23 protein-coding genes are annotated in these 25,400 nt (G+C 61.7%); 5 read left to right on the top strand and 18 right to left on the bottom strand.

Annotated elements, in window-relative coordinates; translation table 11 throughout:
- The first annotated feature begins 436 nt into the window (after positions 1 to 436).
- Positions 437 to 2,392, top strand: a complete 1,956-nt coding sequence (locus EET67_RS04850; protein ID WP_128625087.1) for a M23 family metallopeptidase — start codon at positions 437 to 439, stop codon at positions 2,390 to 2,392.
- A gap of 71 nt (positions 2,393 to 2,463) precedes the next feature.
- Here EET67_RS04850 and EET67_RS04845 read toward each other — a convergent pair whose 3' ends face one another.
- The 7 genes from EET67_RS04845 to EET67_RS04815 all read right to left on the bottom strand — a co-directional run bounded on the left by EET67_RS04845 (position 2,464) and on the right by EET67_RS04815 (position 13,573).
- Entirely contained in the window at positions 2,464 to 3,912 is a 1,449-nt protein-coding gene (locus EET67_RS04845) for a L,D-transpeptidase family protein (protein WP_128625086.1), read from the bottom strand.
- A 156-nt stretch (positions 3,913 to 4,068) separates the two neighbouring features.
- On the bottom strand, positions 4,069 to 6,681 hold the full coding sequence (gene clpB, locus EET67_RS04840) for an ATP-dependent chaperone ClpB (RefSeq protein WP_128625085.1): 2,613 nt from the start codon (positions 6,679 to 6,681) through the stop codon (positions 4,069 to 4,071).
- 195 nt (positions 6,682 to 6,876) lie between these two features.
- Positions 6,877 to 7,701, bottom strand: coding sequence for a DUF4167 domain-containing protein (locus tag EET67_RS04835; protein WP_128625084.1), 825 nt, complete (start codon positions 7,699 to 7,701; stop codon positions 6,877 to 6,879).
- Positions 7,702 to 8,016: 315 nt separating this feature from the next.
- Positions 8,017 to 8,883 (bottom strand): peptide chain release factor N(5)-glutamine methyltransferase, encoded by an 867-nt coding sequence (gene prmC, locus EET67_RS04830; protein ID WP_128625083.1) that lies wholly within the window; start codon positions 8,881 to 8,883, stop codon positions 8,017 to 8,019.
- Positions 8,876 to 9,955, bottom strand: a complete 1,080-nt coding sequence (prfA, locus tag EET67_RS04825; RefSeq protein WP_128625082.1) for a peptide chain release factor 1 — start codon at positions 9,953 to 9,955, stop codon at positions 8,876 to 8,878. Before prfA ends, prmC begins: the two co-directional genes overlap by 8 nt.
- Positions 9,956 to 9,964: 9 nt before the next feature.
- Positions 9,965 to 12,238: a phosphoenolpyruvate--protein phosphotransferase gene (gene ptsP, locus EET67_RS04820; RefSeq protein WP_128625081.1), complete on the bottom strand. Its 2,274-nt coding sequence runs from the start codon at positions 12,236 to 12,238 to the stop codon at positions 9,965 to 9,967.
- A gap of 81 nt (positions 12,239 to 12,319) precedes the next feature.
- Positions 12,320 to 13,573 (bottom strand): aspartate kinase, encoded by a 1,254-nt coding sequence (locus EET67_RS04815; protein ID WP_128625080.1) that lies wholly within the window; start codon positions 13,571 to 13,573, stop codon positions 12,320 to 12,322.
- Positions 13,574 to 13,807: 234 nt separating this feature from the next.
- Here EET67_RS04815 and EET67_RS04810 point away from each other — a divergent pair, with 234 nt between their 5' ends.
- The 3 genes from EET67_RS04810 (at position 13,808) to ubiG (ending at position 16,760) form a co-directional block, all read left to right on the top strand.
- Complete coding sequence (locus EET67_RS04810; RefSeq protein ID WP_128625079.1) at positions 13,808 to 14,656, top strand: protein-L-isoaspartate O-methyltransferase family protein; 849 nt, start codon at positions 13,808 to 13,810, stop codon at positions 14,654 to 14,656.
- 22 nt (positions 14,657 to 14,678) lie between these two features.
- The gene (locus EET67_RS04805) at positions 14,679 to 15,794 is read left to right on the top strand and encodes a metallophosphoesterase (RefSeq protein WP_128625078.1); all 1,116 of its coding nucleotides are present in this window, start codon (positions 14,679 to 14,681) and stop codon (positions 15,792 to 15,794) included.
- A gap of 216 nt (positions 15,795 to 16,010) precedes the next feature.
- Positions 16,011 to 16,760: a bifunctional 2-polyprenyl-6-hydroxyphenol methylase/3-demethylubiquinol 3-O-methyltransferase UbiG gene (ubiG, locus tag EET67_RS04800; protein WP_128625077.1), complete on the top strand. Its 750-nt coding sequence runs from the start codon at positions 16,011 to 16,013 to the stop codon at positions 16,758 to 16,760.
- Between the two features lie 8 nt (positions 16,761 to 16,768).
- On the opposite strand, the gene EET67_RS04795 is transcribed toward ubiG, so the two are convergent.
- The 5 genes from EET67_RS04795 to EET67_RS04775 form a co-directional block, all read right to left on the bottom strand.
- Positions 16,769 to 17,665, bottom strand: a complete 897-nt coding sequence (locus EET67_RS04795) for a DMT family transporter (protein WP_128625076.1) — start codon at positions 17,663 to 17,665, stop codon at positions 16,769 to 16,771.
- A gap of 83 nt (positions 17,666 to 17,748) precedes the next feature.
- Positions 17,749 to 18,174, bottom strand: a complete 426-nt coding sequence (locus EET67_RS04790; RefSeq protein WP_128625075.1) for a DUF1178 family protein — start codon at positions 18,172 to 18,174, stop codon at positions 17,749 to 17,751.
- A complete protein-coding gene (locus EET67_RS04785) occupies positions 18,171 to 19,037 on the bottom strand; it encodes a carbon-nitrogen hydrolase family protein (RefSeq protein ID WP_128625074.1) in 867 nt (288 codons plus the stop codon). Before EET67_RS04785 ends, EET67_RS04790 begins: the two co-directional genes overlap by 4 nt.
- A gap of 12 nt (positions 19,038 to 19,049) precedes the next feature.
- Positions 19,050 to 19,319, bottom strand: a complete 270-nt coding sequence (gene grxC / locus EET67_RS04780) for a glutaredoxin 3 (RefSeq protein WP_128625073.1) — start codon at positions 19,317 to 19,319, stop codon at positions 19,050 to 19,052.
- A gap of 24 nt (positions 19,320 to 19,343) precedes the next feature.
- Positions 19,344 to 20,129, bottom strand: a complete 786-nt coding sequence (locus tag EET67_RS04775) for a ComF family protein (RefSeq protein WP_128625072.1) — start codon at positions 20,127 to 20,129, stop codon at positions 19,344 to 19,346.
- 206 nt (positions 20,130 to 20,335) lie between these two features.
- On the opposite strand from EET67_RS04775, the gene EET67_RS04770 reads away from it, so the two are divergent.
- Positions 20,336 to 21,205, top strand: coding sequence for a methyltransferase domain-containing protein (locus EET67_RS04770; protein WP_128625071.1), 870 nt, complete (start codon positions 20,336 to 20,338; stop codon positions 21,203 to 21,205).
- A gap of 24 nt (positions 21,206 to 21,229) precedes the next feature.
- On the opposite strand, the gene EET67_RS04765 is transcribed toward EET67_RS04770, so the two are convergent.
- The 6 genes from EET67_RS04765 to EET67_RS04740 form a co-directional block, all read right to left on the bottom strand.
- Positions 21,230 to 21,409, bottom strand: coding sequence for a Flp family type IVb pilin (locus EET67_RS04765; protein WP_128625070.1), 180 nt, complete (start codon positions 21,407 to 21,409; stop codon positions 21,230 to 21,232).
- An 85-nt stretch (positions 21,410 to 21,494) separates the two neighbouring features.
- Positions 21,495 to 21,803, bottom strand: coding sequence for a hypothetical protein (locus tag EET67_RS04760; RefSeq protein ID WP_128625069.1), 309 nt, complete (start codon positions 21,801 to 21,803; stop codon positions 21,495 to 21,497).
- Between the two features lie 102 nt (positions 21,804 to 21,905).
- A complete protein-coding gene (locus EET67_RS04755; RefSeq protein WP_425359505.1) occupies positions 21,906 to 22,319 on the bottom strand; it encodes a (deoxy)nucleoside triphosphate pyrophosphohydrolase in 414 nt (137 codons plus the stop codon).
- 4 nt (positions 22,320 to 22,323) lie between these two features.
- Entirely contained in the window at positions 22,324 to 23,097 is a 774-nt protein-coding gene (locus EET67_RS04750; RefSeq protein WP_128625067.1) for a GNAT family N-acetyltransferase, read from the bottom strand.
- A 6-nt stretch (positions 23,098 to 23,103) separates the two neighbouring features.
- Entirely contained in the window at positions 23,104 to 24,345 is a 1,242-nt protein-coding gene (argJ, locus tag EET67_RS04745) for a bifunctional glutamate N-acetyltransferase/amino-acid acetyltransferase ArgJ (protein WP_128625066.1), read from the bottom strand.
- Positions 24,346 to 24,467: 122 nt separating this feature from the next.
- Positions 24,468 to 25,370 (bottom strand): peptidylprolyl isomerase, encoded by a 903-nt coding sequence (locus EET67_RS04740; protein ID WP_128625065.1) that lies wholly within the window; start codon positions 25,368 to 25,370, stop codon positions 24,468 to 24,470.
- Between the last annotated feature and the right edge of the window lie 30 nt (positions 25,371 to 25,400).

Here is a 25,400-nt window from a genome sequence, read left to right as displayed (position 1 = left end):
CTCTCAGAAACTTGTCAATTCGGGGGGCTGTCTAGAAGCAAACCTCTAGGCCGCCAGCGGCGCGCCGCCCTCGTTGGTGAGCCGGGTTATAGGCGCGCCGCTCAGGGGTGTCAACAAGGATTTCGAACTTTTTTGAACTTTTTGCGACAGAAGATTCAAAGTCCTTGTAGCCCCTGCGTCAGGCCGTTTGCAGGCGCTGAAAAGCCCGGTTTCGAACAGCTTCGAGGACCATATTGCAGCCCCAATACCCCTTGATCCTGCCGTCTTCATACGCCGGCATCATCGGCTCGCGCGCGCGTTCCTTATATGGGGACAATTCCATCGAGACGCACGCAAAAAGGCGCCTTCGTTGACTTCGAGCGCTCCAGCGGGCAATTGTCGGATCGATCAACATAAGAACACCGGTTGCCGATCGGGAAAAACACCGCCGCACTGAATGCAGGATACGGATCAAACCATAGACGACCTCGGAAACGAGCCGCCGCTGATAGCCGATGGGCGCAGCGGCCCGCCGGACAGGCGCGAGGTTTCGACCCGCTGGCTCTCCGGCACCTTCCTGACCGGCGTCACTTCAAGCGTGTTGATGGGCGTCGCGTTGTTTGCGGCCCTGGACGGGCGCGAGCAATTGGCAACGCCACCCGAAATCGCCGAGCTCGCCATTCTTCCCAAGGGCGGTGATGGCGGCGTCAACGCCAAGACCGCAAGGCTTGTTCCGGCGCGCCAGATCGCCAGGGCGAAGGACCGGCGCCGCATGGAAGTTTCCATGGCCAGTCGCGAAGGCGACCGTGATGTCGTCCGCACCGTGCCCTTTGTACAGATAAAGATGGCGCTTTCTGCCGGCCATAAGGCGACCCGCAGCTATCCGGCCTTCGATCCGCTCGAGGTCTTTGCCGAGGACGGGGCCGCCCAGACCGCGGCGGCGCCCGCCAGCCAGGTCTATGGCGTCAAGGTCGAAAGCGAGATGAGCCTGAAGACGATCGATTTCCCGATCGATAGCGCCGCCTTCGACGAAAAGAGCGACCTTTCGGCCGACGAGGTCGAGGAAGTGGTGCGCACCACCGGGGCTATACTCACCGATGGCGACGTTCAGGTTGCCGCGCTCCACTATGTCGATCCGGAACGTTTCGGAAATTCCTTCGCCACTCAGGCGCTTGCCGGCTCCTATGGCGTGCGCATCGTTCCCGAAAACGTGTCGGTCGCGCCGCGCGAGGAAACCGACGAAACCGCCCTTGCCTATGCCGAGGAGATAATTCCGTTCCGGGCCGACCGCGAAATCACCGACGCCCTTGCTGATTCGGGCTACACCGGCAGCGATGCGGAAGGCATGGCAGAGGCGATCGCCAAAATGCTGAATGCAACCGCCCTGAAGGCAGGTACGGTGCTGCGCGTCGGGCTCGAGGTGCGCGGCGACGCTGCCCAGATCGTGCGAACCAGCGTCTACAACCGGACCGAACACCTGCTGACCATCGCGCTCAACGACCGCCGGCAGTATGTGACCACCAACGAGCCTGAACCTAATCCCGAACTCCTGACGGCCTTTGACGATTCGCCGCCAGTGGTGGCGCGCGGCAATCTGCCGACTGCTTATGACGGCATCTATCAGGCGGCTTATTCCTACGGCATGTCGAAAGACATGACCAAGCGGCTCATCAAGCTCTTGGCGTCCGATGTCGATTTCCAGTCGCGGCTCAATCCGACCGACCGTCTGGAAGTGCTGTTTTCCGAGCCGGACAGCGAAAACCAGGCTTCGGACGATTCGCAGCTTCTCTATGTGTCGGCGACCTTCGGCGGCACCACACGCAATTTCTACCGCTTCCAGATGCAGGATGGCACCTTCGATTATTTCGACGGCGAAGGCCGCAGCGCCAAGCAGTTCCTGCTTCGCAATCCGCTTCCCAACGGAAAGTTCCGCTCGGGCTTCGGCGGCAGGCGTCATCCGATTCTCGGCTATACGCGAATGCATACCGGGGTGGACTGGTCGGCACCGACCGGAACGCCGATCATCGCCTCGGGCAATGGCATTGTCGAGAAAGCGGGCTGGACAGCCGGCTACGGCAAGCAGACGATCATCCGCCATGCCAACGGCTACAAGACCTCCTACAACCACCAGAGCGGCTTTGCCAAAGGCGTCGTTCCCAATGCGCGCGTACGCCAAGGCCAGGTGATCGGCTATGTCGGCTCAACCGGCCTGTCCACCGGCGCGCATCTTCACTACGAACTGATCGTGAACGGCACCAAGGTCGATCCGATGCGGGTTCGCCTTCCGGTCGGCCGCACATTGTCGGGGGACGAACTCGTGGCGTTCAAACAGGAGAAAGGCCGTATCGACGATCTCCTGAAGGAAGAAACCGGAAACGGCCTCAAGGTCGCAAGCGTCAAGATCGCCGGATAGCCGCAATGGCTATCCGGGGCGAGCTGCAAAGCCGGGCCGACCGAATCGCTACTCGACCGAGCGCCCTCTTCCTACTCCGTGAACTCCACCATCACCCCGGCACTGACCAGCTTGGCCAGTTCTTGCGCGTCCCAATTGGTCAGGCGCACGCAGCCATGGCTTTCCGTCTTGCCGATTTTCGAGGGATCGGGCGTACCGTGTATGCCGTAGGTCGGCTTGTCCAGGGCGATCCAGACCGAACCCACCGGCCCATTCGGCCCCGGCGGAATGGTCAGGATCTTGTCGTTGTTGCCCTGCTTGAAATTGAGCTTCGGATTATAGGTGTAATTGGGATTGAGCGCGACGCGCGAAACTGCGTGCAGCCCCGTCGGAGACGGGGTATCGGTCGAGCCGATCGTTGCCGGATAGGCGGCGACAAGCTTGCCCGCCTCGTCATAGGCACGAACCTGCTTCAGGCTCTTGTCGGCGACGATGCGCTGGACCTTGGTGGTCACGGGCTTGCCCACATTCGCAACCCGGATGATCGTCCCCGGCCGCGAGAAATTCGCTTCCGGGTTGAGCGCCTTCAGATAGGCCTCGTCCATATGGAACCGCTCGGCAAGCATTTCCGCAACCGACGTATAGCTCAGATGGGTAAGTTGCGCCTTCTCGCTGTAATCTGCAGGCACCGCGGCGACAAACGGCCCGGCCGCATCCTCGGGCGTGATGGTGTAGTCAACGAACGGATCGCCGCCGCTGGCTGCAAGAGCAGCCTTGATGCCTTCCGTGTCCGTTGATTTCAGGTTCTCACCCGTCAGTGCCCGATAAGCTTCAAGCGCCTTGTCGACATTGCTGCCGAACTTGCCGTCTATGACGCCTGGCGAAGCCCCTGTCCTGTCCATCAGGACCTGGATGGCGGCCACGTCCTCGCGAGCAGAAAAAGCGGCCGGCGGCTCGATCGTCGCCCGCGGCAAGGTAGGTTCGGCCATCGGCGGCAACGACGGCGCGACTTGCCCGTCGAGCGGCCTTCTTTCCACCGGTTCGCGGGTTACGATTTGCGGCCCCGAATCGATTCCTTCATCCGGATAGATTTGCTCGTCGGGAAAATCACTGCCCGGTGCAGGCGGAAAGCCGCCATCGTCATAGGGCCGATAATCCTCGACCGGGGGTTGCGGATAGCGGCGCGGGTCGAGCTGATCCCGGCGCAGGCGTGCCATATCTTCGGGGTCGTCCAGATAATATCGTTCGTCGTCGCGCCATTCGCGTTCGCGCAGCGCGCGGCGCTGCTCCTGCCGATTGATCATCCGGCGCGGCGGCTGCACGGCGATGATCTCGCCGGTATAGGCATCGATGATGACGCGGTTCCCGTTGCCGTCGAAATAAACTTCGACGTCCCTGGCCTGGGCAAGGACGATATTCTCGTCTGCAGTAGAAGCTGGCGACTTACTCGCGTCAGCAAAATTGGATGGTCGGGCGGCTTGCGCCTGCGCAATACCCAATCCGACGATCATGGCCGAAAAAACGGCGATCCTGCTGACCATGCCTTCTCCAAAATCCCCAACAAGACGCAGTCAGCCGGGAGCTTTCCGCGCCGAATCACCACTCGACCGCAAATGCGCCGACAAGCTAGAGGTTCCAATATGAACCGGGCATGAAAATGGCCGCCCTCAGAGCGGCCAGTTCAGTGTTTAGCGGGATTACGCCGCCTCTTCCACATCCGGGGCCGGACCGGCCTTGGCGCGGAAATTCAACCTGTCGGAACCGGCCGTGACCTTCACGGTCGATCCGTCCAGGATTTCGCCGAGAAGAATCTTCTCCGCCAGCGGATCCTGCAGTTCCTTCTGCATTACCCGCTTCAGCGGCCTCGCTCCATAGGCGGGATCGTAGCCCTTGTTTGCCAGCCAGTCGATCGCCTCATGGTCGAGGGCAAGCGTGATCTTGCGATCGGCGAGCAGTGATTCAAGCCGGCTGAGCTGAATCTGGACGATCCGGCCCATATCCTGGCGGCGCAGGCGGTGGAACAGGATCACCTCATCGACACGGTTGAGGAATTCCGGCCGGAACGAAGTCCGCACCACGGCCATGACCTCGTCGCGCACCTTGTCGACATCTTCACCCTCGCCAAGCCCGACCAGATATTCGGCACCGAGATTGGAGGTCATGATGATCAGCGTATTGCGGAAGTCGACCGTGCGGCCCTGCCCGTCGGTCAGGCGGCCGTCGTCCAGAACCTGCAGCAGCACGTTGAAGACATCCGGATGCGCCTTCTCGATCTCGTCGAACAGCACGACCTGATAGGGCCGGCGCCGCACCGCTTCGGTCAACGCACCGCCCTCCTCATAGCCGACATAGCCGGGAGGAGCGCCGATCAGCCTTGCGACCGAGTGCTTTTCCATGAACTCCGACATGTCGATGCGCACCATGGCGCTCTCATCATCGAAGAGGAAGCTCGCGAGTGCCTTGGTGAGCTCGGTCTTGCCGACGCCGGTCGGGCCCAGGAACATGAAGGAGCCGATCGGCCGGTTCGGGTCCTGCAACCCGGCACGCGCGCGCCGAACCGCCTTGGACACCGCCTGCACCGCTTCGCCCTGGCCGACGACGCGCTTGCCGATTTCATCTTCCATGCGCAGCAGCTTTTCGCGTTCGCCCTGCAGCATCTTGTCGACCGGGATGCCGGTCCAACGGGACACGATATGGGCAACGTGGTCAGGCGTCACCGTCTCCTCGACCATGGAACCCTTTTCGCCATCATGGGCTTCGGCCTCCTTCAGCTGCTTCTCCAGCTCGGGAATACGGCCATAGGCAAGCTCGCCGGCACGCTGGAACTCACCCTTGCGCTGCGCAATCGCCAGTTCGTTGCGGGCGTCATCCAGTTCCTTTTTCAAGTCGGCAGCGAGCCCGAGCTTCTGTTTTTCGGCCTGCCATTTTGCCGTCAGCGAATCGGATTCCTCTTCAAGTTCGGTCAATTCCTTTTCGAGCCGCCCGAGCCGATCCTTGGAGGCCTCGTCGGTTTCCACCTTCAACGCCTCGCGCTCGATCTTGAGCTGCATGATTCGCCGGTCAATCTCGTCCAGCGCTTCGGGCTTCGAATCGACCTGCATACGCAGGCGCGACGCCGCCTCGTCGACCAGATCGATCGCCTTGTCGGGCAGGAAACGATCGGTGATGTAGCGGTTGGAGAGCGTCGCCGCCGAAACCAGCGCCGAATCGGAGATACGCACCTTGTGGTGCTGCTCGTATTTTTCCTTCAACCCGCGCAGGATCGAGATCGTATCCTCGATGGTCGGCTCGTTGACGAAGACCGGCTGGAAGCGGCGGGCAAGTGCCGCATCCTTTTCCACATGCTTGCGATATTCATCGAGCGTGGTGGCGCCCACGCAGTGCAGCTCGCCGCGCGCCAGTGCCGGCTTCAGCAGGTTCGAGGCGTCCATCGCGCCATCGGCCTTGCCGGCGCCGACCAGCGTGTGCATCTCGTCGATGAACAGGATGATGTTGCCCGCAGCCGCCGTCACCTCCGAAAGCACGGCCTTCAGCCGCTCCTCGAATTCGCCGCGATATTTCGCTCCGGCAATCAGCGCGCCCATGTCGAGCGCCATTAATTGCTTGTCCTTCAGTGATTCGGGCACGTCGCCATTGACGATACGCAGAGCGAGGCCCTCGGCGATTGCCGTCTTGCCCACGCCGGGCTCACCGATCAGCACCGGATTGTTCTTGGTGCGCCGCGACAGGACCTGGATGGTGCGGCGGATTTCGTCGTCGCGGCCGATCACCGGATCGAGCTTGCCCGAGCGCGCATCCGCCGTCAGGTCCCGGGCATATTTCTTCAGCGCATCGTAGCCCTGCTCGGCGCTGGCCGAATCGGCCGTGCGCCCCTTGCGGATTTCGTTGATCGCCTGATTGAGCCCCTGCGCAGTCACCCCGGCTTTTGCCAGAATATCCGCTGTCTTGGCGGATTTTTCCACCGCAAGTGCGGTCAGCAGGCGCTCCACCGTGACAAAACTGTCGCCAGCCTTCTTCGCCAGTTCCTCGGCGGTCGAAAAGACCTTCGCCAGCGGCTGCGCCAGATAGAGCTGGCCATTGCCGCCTTCCACGCGCGGCATCGCCTCAAGTGCTGCTTCCACCCCCAGCTTCACGTCGCCCGGGCGTCCGCCCGCCCGCTCGATCAGCGAGGCAGCCAAGCCTTCGTCGTCATCGACAAGGACTTTCAGGATATGTTCGGGGGTGAACTGCTGATGGTTTCGCGAAAGCGCCATGGTCTGCGCCGACTGGATGAAACCGCGAACGCGCTCGGAATATTTCTCAAGATTCATACTCGTCTCCATTCCCTCGCCGGCCCGCTTTGCGGCACCGGGTCAGATTCAAGGTGACGGACCCGCTCGACCGAGCCAGGTCCATTTCACCCGAAATATGGGGACCCCTGCCAATTCCTCAAGCCACCGGCAAAGTCGGGCACAAAAAAAGCGGGGATCGATCCCCGCTTTTCAAAATATCCAGACTGGATTCTGTCAGCTATTGGCTGCCGCCAGCACCGTATCGGTCGTCTGTGTATCTGCAGCAGGCGCTTCCGCCCCCGCCTCGTTTGCACCGGCTTCATCGCCTGCGGCAGTTGCCACCTCGTCGGTGCGGCGCTCGCCTCTGCGTGGGCGACGGCTGCGACGTGGAGCGGCGGCAGCCTCTTCCTTCGGCTCTTCGACCTTTTCGTCCGCCACAGCATTGACTGCCGGTGCTGCCGTTTCGGCCTCAACTGGCGCATTGCTTTCTTCCGCGACCGGCTTTGGCGCTGGGCGGCGGCCACGGCCACGGGCCGGATTTGCCGCTGCAGGCGTTTCCGTCTTCAACGCCACCTCGGCTGGCGTACCGTCTATGACCGGCTGAGGACCGGAACCGTCATCGGCGGGCTGCGGTGCAGCCTGTTCCTGTTCCTGTGCCTGGACCTGATTGCCATTCTGCCGGTTGGAGTGGCTGGTCGTTCCATTCACCGCCTCGAAATCGTCGCGATCCTGATCCGCATCGTCGTCGATATCGTCGCGATTGTTCTGAACCTGCTGGATCGGCATCTGCGCCTGGGCGGCGGCAATGATGCGATTGTAGTGCTCGGCGTGCTGGAGATAGTTCTCGGCCATAACCCGATCACCGGCGCTTTGTGCGTCGCGGGCCAATGTGGCGTATTTTTCGGCGATCTGCTGGGCAGAACCGCGAATCTTCACGTCGGGGCCATTGCTCTCGTAATTGCGCGTCAGAGGATTGGGCCCCCTGCGGTTATTGTTATTGTTGCCGCCGCCATTGTTGTTGCGGCCGCGCATGCGCCTGTTCTGCTGTTGTGGCCTCATCCGACTCTCTTCATTTTTCAACTTGAATAAATTCGCGAACGGGAGCGCATCAGCAGCCAGCCGTTTCGTTCGTCCCGACGGTGCTCGCCCGCATCGATTGCGTTGGCGTCACGTGCCATTCTGTTCCGGTCTCATGTCACTTGCCGGGCGATCCCCGCACGAAGCAAAAGCGTCGTTTTCGCAAGAAGGCAGTCTGTTTCTAAGGGAGCCGAATAGGTAACAGCACTGCCTGCTTCGTTCTCATCCGGTATTTCGAACCTAGCGGCATTCCGGCAAGTTGCCAAGCAATTTTTCGATCCTTGCCAACACTTTGATTCAACGCTGGAAAATCAGGACCCGATCATTTCCGGCCAAATCGCGGCCAGCCTCGACGAGCCGGAATCCGGCCACAGCAAAAATCTCCGTTACGAGTCTTTTCTGGTCGTATCCTATTTCCAGGGCAATCCTGCCGTCGCCTTCCAAATGGCGCATCGACCCTGCCGCAATGCGGCGATAGGCCTCCAGACCGTCAGCTCCGCCATCAAGGGCAAGCAATGGATCAAAATTGCGGACATCCGCCCGCAGTTCATCGATCTCCTTGGTGCCTATATAGGGTGGATTCGACACAATCAAATGGAAACGCCCCGAAATTTCTGCAAACCAGTTGGATTTTCGTGCGGAAAAACGCGCCCCAAGGCCTAAACGCTCTGCATTTTTACCCGCCGTAAGCAGCGCGCCTTCAGCAAGATCGGTGCCGGTCGCCATGGAATTTTCGACCTGGCTGAGCAGTGCAAGGGCGATTGCCCCGGTGCCTGTGCCAAGATCGAGAATGCGACAGACACCTTCTCTCGCGGCTACGCCGCGAACGAAAGGCAGCGTCATATCGACAAGCGTTTCCGTATCCGGCCGCGGTTCCAGCGTATCGGGCGACAGTTCGAGCTTCAGCCCATAGAATTCACGAAAACCGAGAATGCGATGGACCGGCTCTCCGCCCTCCCGCCGGACAATCGCAGCCTCTATCGCCTGAACAACGGATGCTTCTAGGGCCTGTTCGGGCCGGGCAATGGCATCGGCGCGGCTCGACCCTGAAAAATGCTCGACGATGAGCCGGGCATCCAATGCCGGGTCATCGGCACCGCACGCGGCAAGCCGGTCCCTCGCTTGCCGCAGCATGCCGCCAAGAGTGCCTTTCGGGTCAGCCATCCACGCCAAGATCGGCCAGCAGCCTGGACTGGTGATCGGAGATCAGCGCCGAGATGATCTCGTCCAATTCACCCATCATCACGCGGTCAAGTTTGTAGAGCGTCAGGTTGATGCGATGGTCGGTGACCCGGCCTTGCGGGAAATTATAGGTGCGGATGCGTTCCGAGCGATCGCCGGAACCGACCTGCAACCGGCGCGATTCCGACCGCTCATCGGCAGCTTTCGACCTTTCCATATCGAATAGCCGGGCGCGCAGGATCTGCATGGCGCGCGCGCGGTTCTGATGCTGCGATTTTTCCGCCTGTACCACGACAATCCCGCTTGGAACATGGGTGATGCGCACCGCCGAATCGGTGGTGTTGACGTGCTGCCCGCCCGCACCTGAAGCACGCATCGTATCGATGCGGATCTCCTCCGGCCTGATCTCGATATCAACTTCCTCGGCCTCGGGCAGCACCGCCACCGTCGCGGCCGACGTATGGATGCGACCGCTACCTTCGGTCTCAGGCACCCGCTGGACACGGTGCACCCCGGACTCGAATTTCAGCCGGGCAAAGACGCCCTTGCCCGAAACGGTTGCGATGATTTCCTTGAAACCACCGGCATCCCCTTCGCTTGCCGAGGCGACTTCGAAGCGCCAACCCTGCTCGGATGCATAGCGCTCATACATACGAAACAGGTCGCCGGCGAAAAGCGCCGCTTCATCTCCGCCGGTTCCTGCGCGGATTTCCAGGATCGCGTTCTTGTCGTCGGCGGCATCCTTGGGCAGGAGCAGTATCTGAATATCCTTCTGCAGCGCCTCGATGCGCTCCTCCACCTCCGGCAATTCGCTTTCGGCCAGTGTCCGCATTTCACGATCGGTGCTCTTGTCGGCGAGCATGGCCTGGAGGTCGTCAAGCTCCCGCTCCTGGGCCTGCAAATCCCGGATCTTGGCCACCATCTCCTGAATGTCGGCATATTCCGACGCCATTTTCACATAGGCATCGGGGTCGGGCCCGGCAGCCATCTGCGCTTCGAGCATGTCGAAGCGCTTGACTACCTGGTCCATACGGTCGCGGGGCAAACTGATCATGTTACAACGTCAAAGGGGAATGGAACGGTCGTCCGCAAAGGCCTGGAGCAGCGCCCGCATCGGCAAATCCACGGCGTGGCTGGACAGATTGTCGTCCATGAACGCCTTCAATTCACCGACCGGCAGTTCCGCCAGCATCGCCTTGACCGGACCGATCGAGGCCGGCGACATCGAAATCGAGCGATAGCCGATACCGGTCAGCGCCATGGCCGAAATCGGCCGACCGGCCATTTCGCCACATAGCGTCACCGGCGTGTGGTTACGCTTCCCGGCATCGGCGATATGCTTCAGCACGCGCAGGAACGGAACCGACAGCGGATCGAAGCGATCGGAAAGCTGCGTGTTGCCCCGGTCCGTCGCCATGACGAACTGGAACAGGTCATTCGAGCCGACGGAAACGAAATCCACCGCCTGCATCAATTCATCGACCTGCCACAGCAGCGAGGGCACCTCGATCATGGCCCCCAGCTTCAGGCTGGTGGGAAGATGATGGGCAAAGCGCGACAGGTGCCTGACCTCGCGATCCATGATCTCACGCGCCCTGGCGATTTCGCCAAGCTCGGTCACCATGGGAAGCATGACTTTCAGTTCCCGCCCGCCGGCGGCCTTCAGCAACGCGCGGATCTGCGATCGCAGCAGACCCGGACGGTCGAGCGTCAGACGGATGGCGCGCCAGCCAAGCGCCGGGTTCTCCTCATGCAGCGAACCTTTGAAGTAGGGCAGCACCTTGTCGCCGCCTATATCGATGGTGCGGAATGTTACCGGCTTTCCCTCGGCGGCATCGAGCACGTCGCGATAAAGCCGCTCCTGCGCTTCGGCGCGAGGGAAGGTCGAGGCGACCATGAACTGCAATTCGGTGCGAAACAGGCCGATACCGGCCGCACCGGCCTCGGCCAATTGCGGCAGATCCACCGCCAGGCCGGCATTCATCAGCAGATCGACATGAACGCCGTCCTTGGTCTTGGACGGCTTCTTGCGCAGTTCGCGATAAAGCTCCTGCCGGCGTGCCCGGAAGCGGACCTTTTCGGCATAGGCCGCCTCGATATCCGACTGCGGGCGCAGATGGATCATGCCCTCATCGCCATCGACGATGATCGCGTCGCCATTCTCCGACATGGAGACGGCGCCCTTCATCTGCCCTGCCACCGGAATGCCGACGGCCCGCGCCACGATGACGACATGGCTGGTGGCTGCACCATCCTCCAGCACCAGGCCGCGCAGTTTCTCACGCGGATAGTCGAGCAGTTCGGCCGCCCCCATGGAGCGGGCGACGACGATTGCGTCCTTGGGCAGGGATGCGGCGACGTCATCCGGCGAGCGGCCCATCAACTGGCGCAGCAGCCGGTTGGCAAGATCGTCGAAATCGCTCATCCGTTCGCGCAGATAAGGATCGGTCATATGCAGCATGCGCGCGCGCATGTCGCTTTGCACCTTCTCCACGGCCGCCTCGGCGGTCAGGCCGTTGCGGATCGCCTCTCCGAGCCGGCGCACCCAGCCGCGATCATTGGCAAACATGCGGTAGGCTTCGAGCACTTCCCGATGCTCGCCCTCGAAGGCGACGTCACGGCGCGAGAGCATGTCGTCGATCGACAGCCGCAACGAGCCGAGCGACGCTTCAAGACGACGCATCTCCTGGTCGCTGTCCTCGTTGAACAGGTTGGTGACGACGATGCGCGGCTCATGCAGCACGACATGGCCAAGCCCGATGCCTTCATTGAAGGAGAGGCCCTTGAAACTCACCGGGCGGCGCAAATCGAGCTCAAGCCCGTCATGACGTGTCAGCCGGGAAAGATCGCCGGCCGCGATCATCTCGGCAATCACCATGGCCGTCGTTTCGAGCGCCTCGACCTCGTCCTCACGATAGTGGCGCTTGGTTCGGTTCTGGACGACCAGCACGCCCAGCGTGCGGCCGGCCCTGAGCACCGGCACACCGAGGAAGGAGTTGTAGATTTCCTCGCCGGTTTCAGGGAGATAGGCGAAGGCCGGGTGCTCCTGCGCATTCGGCAGGTTCAGGGCACGCGCGCTGGCCGCGATGGTGCCGACCAGGCCCTGCCCGAGCCGCAATTGCGCCAGATGGACCGCATTGGGATTGAGGCCTTCGGTGGCATAGAGCTCGAGGACGGAATCAGCGCGCAGGACATAGAGCGAGCAGACTTCCGCGACCATGTTGGAGGCGATATCGCGCACGATGCGGTCGAGTCGATCCTGCGGCTCAAGCGCCTCCGCCATCAGCTCACGGAGCCGTTTCAGGAGAACGCGTGGACCGCCGGCCGTATCCCGCATCAGGTGGTGTCTCCAACTATCGTCGATCGACGCAGGCCTGGCCTTACGCCGGACAATCCGAGACCGAACAGACTCGTCTCTTTACTGCTTATCCAGACCATAGACGGAATGCAAAGTCCGAACAGCAAGTTCTGTATAGGGACCATCGATCAAAATGGAAATCTTGATCTCCGAAGTGGTGATGGCGCGAATATTGATGCCTTTTTCGGCAAGTGCCTGAAAAGCGGTCGCCGCCACACCGGTATGGCTGCGCATGCCGATACCGATCACCGATACTTTCGACATCCCCTGGTCATGCTGGACCGCGTCGAAACCGATCTCCGGCCGGATCTTTTCCAGCACCGCCAGTGCCTTATCGACATCGCCCGACGGCACCGTGAAGGTCATGTCGGTGCGCGACCCGTCTTCGGAGATATTCTGCACGATCATGTCGACATTGATACCAGATTCGGCAAGCGGGCCGAAAATGCCGGCAGCCACGCCGGGCCTGTCGGCCACGCGGCGAAGTGAAATCTGCGCCTCGTCCTTGGCGTAGGCGATTCCGGTTACGACCTGCTGTTCCACGATTTCATCCTCGTCGCAAATAAGCGTTCCGGGCGGATTGAGAAAATCGCCCATTCCCGGTGCATCCGGATCTTCGAACGAAGATCTCACAAAGGTACGGACCTGATGCACCATAGCCAGTTCAACCGAGCGCACCTGCAGCACTTTGGCACCAAGAGAAGCCATTTCAAGCATTTCCTCGAAGGAAATCTGCGCAAGCCGCCGCGCCTTGGGCTCGATGCGGGGGTCGGTGGTGTATACGCCGTCGACATCGGTATAGATGTCGCAACGATCGGCCTTCACGGCGGCGGCAATCGCCACCGCGCTGGTGTCCGAGCCGCCGCGCCCCAGGGTCGCGATGCGGTTATCGGGGCTCAGGCCCTGGAACCCGGCAATCACGGCAACCTGCCCCTCGGCAAAGCGCTTGATCAGGAAGGACCCGTCAATATCGGTAATGCGCGCCGCGCTATGGGAATTGTCGGTACGGATCGGGATCTGCCAACCCAGCCACGAACGGGCATGGACGCCCATATTCTGCAGGCATATCGCCAAAAGGCCAGCCGTCACCTGCTCGCCCGAGGCCACCACGGCATCATATTCGCGGGCGTCGTGCATGGGCGAGGCTTCGCGGGTCCAGGCCACCAGTTCATTGGTTTTGCCGGCCATGGCCGAAACCACCACCGCCACCTCATGCCCGGCATCGACCTCACGTTTGACATGGCGTGCCACATTGCGAATGCGGCTGATGTCGGCGACTGAAGTCCCGCCGAATTTCATCACGATACGCGCCATGGAAACACGATGCCTTTTTTGAATGCCGGAGACCGCCGGGGCCGCCGAAAGCTTGAACGGACACGCCGGAAAGGCCGGCGCGAAGTTGCGGTTTCAATAACCAAAACCCCCCGGTTCCGCAAGGCGGCAGGAAAAGCGCCTTTCCCGGCTTGTCGATCAGGGAAGTGATTGACAGGGTCGGAGAAATCCGAACCGTATTCCATGCCACATGCCCAGGGTTGTGAGACCTTTACGATGGAGACGGCAGTGCGCGGCAAGCAGGCTACGATCGAGGAAGCCCGCGCTTTTTTCGCAAGGCTCATGGCTGCCGCCAGCAATTCGGCCGACCCGAGGCTGGAACGGATATTCGAACTCGTTCCGCGCGAGGCCTTCCTGCCTCCCGGTCCATGGCAGATCATTCTCAACCAGCACTATGTCGAGACGCCGAGCGCCAACCCGGTGTTCATCTACCAGAACGTCCTGGTGGCGCTTGATGCGGAAAAGGGCATCAACAATGGCGAGCCTTATCTTCATGCAGCCTGGATCGGCGTGGTCGAGCCCAAACCAGGCGACCGCATCTGCCATATCGGCGCAGGAACCGGCTATTATACGGCAATCCTTGCGATGTTGGCGCTTCCGGGCGGCACGGTCCAGGCCTATGAGATCGACCGCGATCTGGCGCGAAAGGCTCGCAAGAACCTGAAACCCTTCGGCAATGTGAAGGTGATTGCGGGCGATGCCACCCGGCTGCCTGTTGCGCAAGCTGACCTCATCTATGTCAATGCCGGCGTCACAGCACCGCCACTTGGCTGGCTTCAGGCCCTTGCACTGAAAGGGCGCATGATCTTTCCTTGGCGGCCAACAGAAAAAATCGGCCTCGCAGTGCTCCTGACCCGCAGAGAAAGCGGCTTCGACGCCCGTGCACTGATGTCATCCTGGTTCATACCAAGCGTTGGAGCGTCGGATTTGCGCAGCTGTACGAAACTGCCCGAGCCCGCGCAGGCAAGAAGCATACGCTCGGCCTGGCTGGCCTCGGAACGGGAGCCGGACGAGACCGCAGTCGCGATATATGCACATCTGTGGTTCTCGACGGCATCGGGATAGAGGATCGTTGGAGGCGAACACCATGCGCGCAAATCGGCTATCCCTCACCCGGCGGGAGGCCATGACCGGGTTGCTGGGCTTCGGTGCCGCCTGCATGTTCGCCCCGGCGCCCCATCAAATGGCAATGGCGGCGGAAATCGACGCCACATTCATCTTCACCAATGATGTCCATGCCTGCCTGATGTATCGCGGGCTAAGCCCGAACTGCCAGCAGGAGGGCAAGACAGACGCCAATCTTCGCCGTCACATCGCCGCATTGAACCTGATTGCCGAACGCTACTGGCCGGTGGAAATCAACGGCGTGGCGACCGGCCTTGCCAGCGCAGGCGAACGGATTGCGACGCCACTCGGCGTCGTGGTCGGCGGCGACATGACCGATGATGGCGGCGGGCAGGTGGCAAGGCCCGGCGAGGGAACACAGCTTCGCCAATTCAGCCAGCGCTACCAGCAGGGAGTGGGTGCCGACCGGCTTCATTTTCCCGTCTACAACGGCTTGGGCAACCACGACCTCGATCAGGACGGGCCGCCGCCTCATGTAGACTGGTATCGCCGTGAACTGCGCGACTATGTCGAACTCAACCATCGCCAGACGGTGTTCTACAAACCTCCGGTTCCTGTCACGAATTACGATGTACCCTCCGATGATTACTCGTGGGACTGGGGTGGTTTGCATCTTGTCCAGACCCATCGGTTCGCCGGTGACACCTCCAAGGGCGCCATAAGCGGATTGGACTGGCTGAAAAAAGACCTTTCCACCTATGCGGGAGGCGGAAAGCCGGTGATCCTTTTCCAGCATTATGGCTGGGATGCCTTTTCCACTGAAAACTGGGACCCGCAAAAGCGGACCTTTGACGACATTGGCGCAGGTGCGGCGCATTGGTGGAGCGAAAATGACCGGCAGGCGCTCCTGTCGGCATTGGATGGTTACAATGTCGTCGGGATTTTCCACGGCCATGAGCATGAGACCGCCATGGTCTACCGGCAGGGCGACATCGATATCTTCAAGCCGAAAGCCGCGTTTCTGGGTGGCTTCGCGATTGTGCGCGTTACCTCCGGCGCCATGGATGTGGTGCTGGCCGAGGCTGCCGGAGCACATGGCGATATCATCTTCACCAATGCCTTCAGCAAAAAAATCTGACCGTGCCTGTGCGCTGAAACAGGGCGGCATGCGCATATCCGATCCGGGCGCGAATGCGCAGCCGAAAAATTTGTTGCCTTGACTTTCGCCTGCCTTGACCCGACTTCCTAGGGCTCGCGTGATGGACGCTGCGCCACCCTCTAGGTGACGCAGAATCCGTTCCGAAAATCCGATGCAGATTGTCGGAAACGCGCCAGCATCGAAGGGAGACCATGCATGGCTGAGCCACAACGATCGACGATCGATGCCGCAGAAGTGGAACGCTTCTCCGCACTCGCCGCCGAATGGTGGAACCCCAACGGGAAATTCCGTCCGTTGCACAAATTCAATCCGGTGCGCCTGGCCTATGTGCGCGACCAGGTGGCGGCGCGCTTCGGTCGGGATTCGCACGCTGCAAAACCGTTCGAGGGCCTGCGCATTCTCGACATAGGCTGCGGCGGCGGACTGCTTTGCGAGCCGATGGCGCGCCTGGGCGCCGAAGTCGTGGGCGCCGATGCTTCCGAAACCAATATCGAGGTCGCCAGGCTCCACGCCGCCGAGTCTGGCGTAACGGTGGACTACCGCGCCACCACGGCCGAGGCGCTGGCCGACGCCGGCGAGAAATTCGACGTAGTGCTCAACATGGAAGTGATCGAGCACGTGTCGGACATCGACCTGTTCGTGTCCAAATGTGCCGATATGGTCAAGCCGGACGGTATAATGTTCGTCGCCACCATCAACCGCACCCTGAAAGCCCTGGGGCTGGCGATTGTCGGGGCCGAATATCTGCTGCGCTGGCTGCCACGCGGCACGCATCAATATGGCAAGCTCGTGCGGCCGGAAGAATTGGAGGAAGCGCTTTCCAAGGCGGGAATGTCGATCGCGGACCGGACCGGCGTCGTCTACAACCTGCTTGCCGACCGCTGGCAGCGCTCCAAGGACATGGACGTCAACTATATGGTGCTGGCCCAAAGGCAAGCCGCCTGAGGTCCTCTTCAGGGGACGTCAGCGCTTGACTGTGCACGCGTGGTCATGACCAGACCGATTGAAATGACCACCGCCCCGAGCCAGGTGGTCAGCCGGTAGCTCTCGCCCAGGAATACTGTCCCGGCAAAAAGGCCGAGAGCGGCTGCCACATAGCCGATCTGACTGAGATAGACCGGACCACCCACGGCCTGCAGCCGAAAGAAGAAGGCAAACATGGCCGTCGAGGCTGCCACCTGAGCAACGACCAGAACAGGCACAGCACCAAGCAGCGAGAATGAACTGGCGTCGGGTGACGCGACCACCATGGCAAAAAGCATGGCCGCTGCGGCCAGGTGGCTGCCGGCTGCAAGCTGGATCGGCCCGCTATCCTTCGGCCAGTGTAGCGTCCGATAGATATTTCCAACCGCCAGGCTGACCGGGATGAGCAGGCCGACGCCGATCCAGAAAGGTTCGGCGGGTTGACCTGCTTCGCCTCGGGTCAATGTCACCATCACGGCGCCTATGAAGCCGACAGCGATACCTGCAATTCCGAGCACATCCGGCCGTCGTAACCGCAGGATCAGCGATATGGCCAGCGTCAGCAGGGGCGATAGCGTCAACATGATGCCGCTGAAGCCCGCGCCGAGATGCGGAATGGCCGCAAAAAGCAGGAGATTGGGAATAGCGTAGGAGACCGCCGCGGTAATCGCGAAATAACGCAGCGTGGCAAAGTCGAGGTTGAGACCACGCCCGCGTGACACAAGCACCACCAAAAGAACCGCACCGGCGCCGAACGAAATGACGAAGGCCCACAGCGCAGGAGAAATCCCGGCCGCTGCCGCAATCTTGCCGAGCGGCAAAGTGAGGCCAAGCAGCGTGCCGGTAACCAGCAACAGCCCCGGCGCGGAGTGCCACAGCCTTGTCATTCGCCGCTGGCACCCGCTTGATTTTCAGCTGAACCGGGTCGCATCTTCAGCCTTGACCCGAAATCCTCTGCCACGACGGAAACTCAATTCTGGTCGTCGGGCAATACCGGGATCGGCATGAAGGCGACACCGTCTTCCGCCAGGCCCTTGGCCTCTTCGGGCGTGGCCTCGCCATAGATGCCGCGGGGATCCGTCTCGCCGAAATGAATCTTGCGCGCTTCCTCTGCGAATTTGTCGCCGACATAATCGGCGTTTTCCCGGATTTTTGCCGTCAGCGCCTTGATCTGGGCCATCGCCGCACGCTGCTGCTCGTTCATGGCAAGCGCGACCTTCTCCTGTTTGCGGCCGGTGGAGACGGCAGGCGCCATCAACGCCTTTTCCACCTTATGCGACGCGCAAACCGGACATTCGACAAGCCGACGCTTGCGCTGGGCGTCGAAATCCTCATTGCTGCGGAACCAGCCCTCGAAGTCGTGCGAATGCTCGCAGGTTAGCGAAAAGCGGATCACGACGCCGCGCCTCTCAGCAGGATATCGGCGGCAGCCACTTCGCTTGTGGAGAATTCGCGAGCGTTCTTCAGATTGGGGATCTTCTTGCGTGCCGCGACGGATTGCGCCGTGTCGATCTCGGCGATGATGACACCGGGTTCGTCATGCGTCGCCTCGGCTATGATCCGGCCCCAGGGATCGACGATGATCGAGTGACCATAGGTTTCGCGTCCATCCTCATGCTTGCCGCCCTGTGCGGCTGAGATCATGAAGGCACCGTTCTCGATGGCGCGGGCGCGCTGCAGCACGTGCCAGTGGGCTTCGCCGGTCTGTCGCGTAAACGCGGCCGGCGCAGTGATCACGTTGGCGCCGGCAAGCGCCTCGGCGCGGAAAAGCTGCGGGAAACGCACGTCGTAGCAGATGGCAAAGCCCAGCCGCGCGAAGGGAAGGTCGGCAACGACCGTCTGCGTGCCGGGCTCATAGGCATTCGATTCGCGCCAGCTTTCGCCATTGTCCAGATCGACGTCGAACATATGGATCTTGTCATAGCTGGCGATTGCCGCGCCATCGGGAGAAAACAGCAGCGCCCGATTGGCAAGCTTGCCGTCGGCACGCACGATTGCGGTGGAGCCGATATGCAGGAAGACGCCGAGTTCGCGTGAAAGCCGCGCGCCCGCTGCAACCACAATGTCGCGGTCTTGCGTGGTGAAGGAAGCACGGCGCGCCTCCTGGTCGCGGATGATGGCGCCGGTCATTTCAGGGGTCTGGATATAAACCGCGCCCTGCCCCGCAGCCTCGCGGACCAGCGCCTCGAAATCAGCGACATTCCTTTGCGGCTCGGTGCCCGAGCGCATCTGAATCGCGGCGGCCTTGAACATACCCATACTCACCTCTCCTCAAGAGAGCTTGCCGGTGGCAAGCAGCGTATCGAGACGGCCCCGCGCATCGAGTTCATGCAAATCGTCGCAACCGCCGACATGGACGTCGCCGATGAAAATCTGCGGGAAAGTGAAGCCGCCATTGGAGCGCTTGATCATCTCCTGCCGCAGTTCCGGCGAGAACGACGCATCATGTTCGGTATAGGCAACGCCCTTGCGGTCAAGCAGCCGCTTGGCCGCAGAACAATAGCCGCACATTGCGCGGGTATAGATCGTCACATCAACCATTTTCCGGTCCCGGTATCATATGGCCTATATAGGGCCTGCGTCATCGGGCCGGAAGTCCCCCGGCAGCACGCGCGCGAAGGTCAGCACATCGACGGCCGTTGCGCCACTTTTCTTCAGGGCTTTCGCCACCGCCGAGACGGTCGCACCGGTGGTATAGACATCATCCACCACCAATATGCGCCGCCCGCGAATTTCGATGTCCCGCTCCGGCGGCACAAGGAACGCCGCGCGCACATTGTCCTCGCGCTCGCGACGCGGCAGGCCTACCTGCTGGCGCGTCTTCTTCATGCGAACGACCGCTGACGGGGCAAATTGCACGCCGGACAGGCTGCAGACCGCGCGTGCAAGCTCGGCAGACTGGTTGAAACGACGGGACAGGAAGCGGCGCCAGTGCAACGGCACCGGCACGACGACATCGGCATCGGCAATCAGTTCGGCGCCCGCGCGCAGCATCCAGCGCGCCATCCATGGGGCCAGATCGGTCCTGTCGCCATATTTCAGCCCCTGAACCATAGGTCTGGCGACACCGCTATAGGACACTGCCGCCCGCGACCGCTCGAACGGTGGCGGATTGGCGATGGCCTCCGCCGACAGGAACCCCTCGCCCATGTCATGGCTGAAGGGCGTGCCCATGACCTCGCACCACGGCTTTTCCAGAAAGCGCAATTGCGGCCAGCAGGATGCGCAAAGTGCGCCCGGCTGCGAAACATGGCGACGACAGCCGGCACAGACCGGCGGAAACAGGACCCGCCCCGCCCAATGCAACGAGCGCGCAGCAAAACTCTTGAATTGCGGCATCGGATCGGCCACGAAGTCCCCCGGCGAAGAGATCGTTTGATAATTCGCCCTGCCGAGGCATATGGCGCGGGTTTTCGAGAACCGGAGCGGAGCGTACTTAGGTACGTGAGCACCGGAAGCGGAAAAAGCCGCGTCAGATGACCGGGAGGGTAGAGTTTGCAAACGGTCTCCAGGAGGACCATAGGTCGAACCCTACGCCCTTATCAAGGACAAGGCATTTGCAACCTCTTTTCGACACCGGCCTGCTGATCGAACGCAAGCGTCGGGCACTTGCGCGAGCGGTTCCCGGTGCGGATTTCCTGCTTGAACGCGTGGCCGACGAACTTTCCGAGCGGCTGGCAGGGGTCGAGCGGCATTTCGACAATGCCGTCACAGTCTTTTGCATCACGGCAGCAGCTGGCGAGGCGGTGCTGGCTAGCGGACGGGCAGACAAGGTGCGGCGGATCGAGGCTGATCCAACCTTTCTTGCGGGTGTACCGGGCCTGGTGGCGGAACCGGAAATCCTGCCGCTCGAACCCGAGAGCATCGATCTGGCGGTGTCGCTGCTGGCGCTTCAGGAAACCAATGACATACCCGGAATGCTGGCTCAGATTCGTCGCGCGCTGAAACCGGACGGCCTGTTCATGGGGGCGATGGCGGGTGCGGGAACCCTGTCGGAACTGCGCGAGAGCCTGCTTGCGGCCGAAACCGAGCTTTACGGCGGCGCAAGCCCGCGCGTCATTCCCTTTACCGATGTGAGGGATGCAGGCGCCCTGCTGCAACGCTCCGGCTTTGCACTGCCGGTCGCCGATGTCGACACGGTGACGGTTCGCTACGACACCCTGTTCAACTTGATGGCCGATCTTCGGGCCATGGGTGGGGCCAATGCGCTTGTCGATCGGTCGCGCCGGCCGGGTACGCGCAGACTTTTCCAACGTGCCGCCGAAATCTATGCCGAGCGCTTCTCCGATGCCGACGGGCGCATCCGGGCCACGTTCTCGATTGTCTGGCTGGCGGGTTGGGCGCCTGACGCCTCACAGCAAAAACCGCTTAAGCCCGGATCGGCACAGGTCTCGCTGGCGAAAATTCTCGGAGAAAAGAAAGATTGATCCGCGATTACGCTTCTCGAGGCTCTAATCTCCCAGCGCCTGCACGATCTGGCTACCGTTATCACTGAACAGGAATTCGAGCGACTCGGCAAACTGGCCGACACCGACGACGATCGCCATTGAAATCAACGCCGCAACCAGCCCGTATTCGATGGCGGTAGCGCCGCTCTCATCACTCGCAAATTGCCGGATCCGCTTTTGCATCATGGCTGTCCCTTTTCGGACACCCTAAGGCGAACCCATTAAGAAAGGTTAATGCGGCAAGCTTAACAATGGGTTGAGCCGCAGCTCAGCATTCGCCGCTGCGTTGACCATTGGAGCGGATGATGCAGACCGCATCAGGGTTGGGCTGAAGCACACTGCGGCGGATCGTGTAGACCTCGCCACGATGGGTCGAGCCGGTACTCATCATATCGAGTCCGGCAACACTTCCCGCGTGCGGACGCGTGCGCATATCCAGAACGGGCGTAGCCAGCAGGGCAAGGGCAATCACGGCGGACCCGAACAGAAGCGTGATGCGCAATGCGCCCATCCCGGCACTTTCAAAGCGTGTGGCGCGTTCGCCGCGCACCAGGTTCCACTGCTCTTCCGGATTCATCGACCGCCCCCAACATGCCCTGCCCAAGGCCATGCGGCCGAAGGCACGGTCAATCTTTCACGGCTGAATAAAGGATTGATTAACGCTACCGGGTAATGGCGGTCAGAGCAGGTCTATCAGGAAGGGGATCAATGGGGCATCGGCCGGGGGCATCGGGTAATCGCGCATCTTCAGCGGACGCACCCATTTCAACACCTGCCCTTCGCGCGGCTGCGGCGTACCCCAGAAGCGCCGGCAGACATAAAGCGGCATCAGCAGGTGGAAGTCGTCATAGCTGTGGCTGGCAAAAGTCAGCGGCGCCAGACATGCGGTCTTGGTCTCGACGCCGATTTCTTCCAGCAGTTCGCGCACAAGCGTTTCCTCGGGAGTCTCGCCCGGCTCGACCTTGCCTCCCGGAAACTCCCACAGGCCCGCGAGCTGCTTGCCGGGCGGCCGTTGTGACAGGAGGACACGCCCGTCGGCATCGACCAGCGCGCAGGCCGCAACCAGCAGGATCCTCTTGCCATCTTCTTTCATCGCTTCAGACATTTGGCGGACGCCGATAATGGTAATGATAGACGGCGGTGAAGCCGAGCGACTCGTAGAGATGGCGGGCTGGAGCGTTGTCGGCCTCGACCTGAAGCCAGGCTTCACGGGCGCCGCGCAGCCGCGCCCATTTCAGCGCCGACAAAACCAGCCGCCTGGCATGCCCCCTGCCGCGCTCGGCCGGATCGGTGGCAATCTCGAACAGGCCGGCAAGATCGCCGTCATGAACGCAGATGGCCGTGGCCAGCGGCCGATCGCTCTCCAGGACGAACAGCCCGGCCTCCGGCCGGATGGCGCCGATGATCTCCGACAGGCCCGGCCGCAACAAGGGCGAGGAGCCGTGCACCTTCAGAGCCGCCCCGATGAAACGGCCGATGTCCTTGAGCGGTATCTGGTCCATGGCATCATTGACGGGGACGGCGTCGAGCCGCACCCGCATGACCAAGGATTCCGACAGGCTGCTCCAGCCCTGATCGTCGAGATAGCGTGGTAAAACCTCACCGGACAGAGGCGACAGCCGGAAGGTCAGCGGCCGGCCGTAAGCCTCGAACCGCCTTGCGGCACGGGCAACGCGCTCGGGCAGGTTCTTGACGTCGCTCGGGTCGAGCGGATTGATGGAGTTCAGGCGCTTTGCCGGATGGCCGGCGGTGAGACGCACCACCCAGGTGCCGTCATAGTGGACGGCGGCTGCCGGCCAGGCGCGAAAGCCCGCTGCCTCGTAGCGCCTCACTTGCGCCAGTTCCGGCTTCGTTGGCTCTCCGCCGGTCACCGGACGTCAGCTCCGGTAGTCGCCATTGATGGCAACATATTCCTTGGTCAGGTCGCAGGTCCAAACCGTGGCCTTGCCTCTCCCGATACCGATATCGGCGCGGATGACGATCTCGTCGCGCTTCATATAGGCAGAAGTCTGTTCCTCCGAATAGCCCGGGTCGCGCTCGCCATTATGGGCAAGGCGATTGTCTCCGAACCAGATCGAGAGCAGGTCGCGATCGGCAGGCTCGCCGGACTTGCCGACGGCCATCACCACGCGGCCCCAATTGGCGTCCTCGCCGGCCACCGCCGTCTTGACCAGCGGCGAATTGGCGATCGCAAGCGCGATGCGCTTGGCCGAACGAGCCGACTTTGCCCCGGTTACGGTGACTTCGACCTGCTTGCGCGCGCCCTCGCCGTCGCGCACCACCTGCAAAGCAAGATTCTTGAGGATCTTGTTCAGCGCCCGCTTGAACGGTGCAAGACGCGCATCGCCGGGCTGCGTGATCGGCGCCACGCCACGCTTGGCGGCTGCCCCGGTCGCAAACAGAAGCAGCGTATCGCTGGTCGAGGTATCGCTGTCCACGGTGACCGCATTGAAGGTCGGGCCGACGCCTTTGGACAGAAGCTCCTGCAGGACGGACGCATCGATCGGCGCATCGGTTGCGATGAAGGAAAGCATCGTGGCCATATCGGGCGCAATCATGCCCGCGCCCTTGGCAATGCCGTTCAGCGTCACCTCGCCATCGCCAAGCTTGACGGTCGCAGTGGCGACCTTGGGATAGGTGTCGGTGGTCATGATCGCCTTGGCCGCCTCGGTCCAGAGGTCGGGCCTGGCATCCTTGACCATGCCGGAAAGCAGATGGGAGAAGCGGCCGGCATCGAGCGGCTCGCCGATCACGCCGGTGGAGGCCAGGAAGACATCGCCTGGCGTGCAGCCCGCGGCGTCCGCCGCGGCCTTGCCGGTTGCAGCTGTCGATTCACTGCCCTTCTTGCCGGTGAAGGCATTGGCATTGCCGGAATTCACCACCAGCACCCGCGCACGGCCGCCCGAAAGGTTGTCGCGGCAGAAATCGACCGGCGCGGATGGGCATTTCGAGCGCGTGAACACGCCGGCGACCGTGGTGCCGGGATCGAACACCATGGTCAGCAGGTCGGTCCGGTTCTTGTATTTGATCCCGGCCTCGGCAGTGGCAATGCGCACTCCCTCGACCGCAGGCATTTTGGGATATTTTGACGGCGCGAGCGGCGAAATCGTCTCGGACATGGTTCTCAATCGGCGGAAATATGAAACTTTGCAGATGTGCCCGATACCGCAAAGCCGCGCAAGACGGTTTCACGGTAACGGGTGGGCCCGTCGCAAATGGCGACGCAACCAGTCACGCCCCTTTATTGGGCCATGGCGTCGATAGCTTTCTTCAGCTCCGGATCGGCGACTTCGATCTTGGCTGCGCCACGCAGCGACTTGACCAGTTCGAAATACTTGTCGCGCAGCAACATGGAATGGACCTGATCCTTGACCTGCTCGAAAGCCGGCGGCTGCTTGGCCCGCTTGTCTTCCACCTTGATGACGTGGAAGCCGAACTGGCTCTGCACCGGCTCCTTGCTATAGGCGCCTACATCGAGCGCAAAAGCTGCTTTTTCGAATTCAGGAACCATCTGGCCCGGCCCGAAATAGCCGAGATCACCGCCCTGTGCCGCCGAACCGTCCGAGGATTTCTCCTTGGCGACATCCTCGAACTTGGCGCCACCGTCGAGCTGCTTGATGACGGCCTCGGCCTCTTCCTTGGTCTTCACCAGGATATGCCGCGCCCTGACCTCGTTGACCGCCGGAGCAGCCGCCATTTCCTTGTCATAGCGGGCACGGATCTCCTCATCCGTAATCTTCTTGCCGACTTCCGCATCCACCACGGCGCTGTGCAGGGCACGCTCGCGCAGGAATGTCATGCGGCGCTGGAAATCCTGTTCCTTGTCAAGGCCCTTGGCCTCTGCCTCTGCTGCCAGAAGCCGGATTTCAATGGTCGCCGAAAGGGCTGCCGCGCGGCGCTGCTCGGCCGGAAGGCGGGAAAACTGCTGGTCGAGGTCATCCTCGGCGATCTTGAGATCGGCTTCGGTGATCGGCTTGCCGTTGATCGTCGCCACTACCGCCTCGGGATCGACCGGGCTTGCCGCCGGATCTGCTGCGGCTGGAGGCTGCGTTTCCTGCGCCATACCCTGCGAAACCGGTGCAGCCGCAAGCGCAAGCAACATGCCGAAGCCGGCAACCGATGCGCGTCGAATGGAAAAGGGCATCAAAAATTCTCCGTGGGGGTTGGCAGAGCC

The organism is Borborobacter arsenicus (genome assembly GCF_003934165.1).
GTDB classification, from domain to species: domain Bacteria; phylum Pseudomonadota; class Alphaproteobacteria; order Rhizobiales; family Rhizobiaceae; genus Pseudaminobacter; species Pseudaminobacter arsenicus.
Note: the sequence above shows the minus strand (reverse complement) of the source record. Positions and strands in the feature narration are given on the sequence as shown.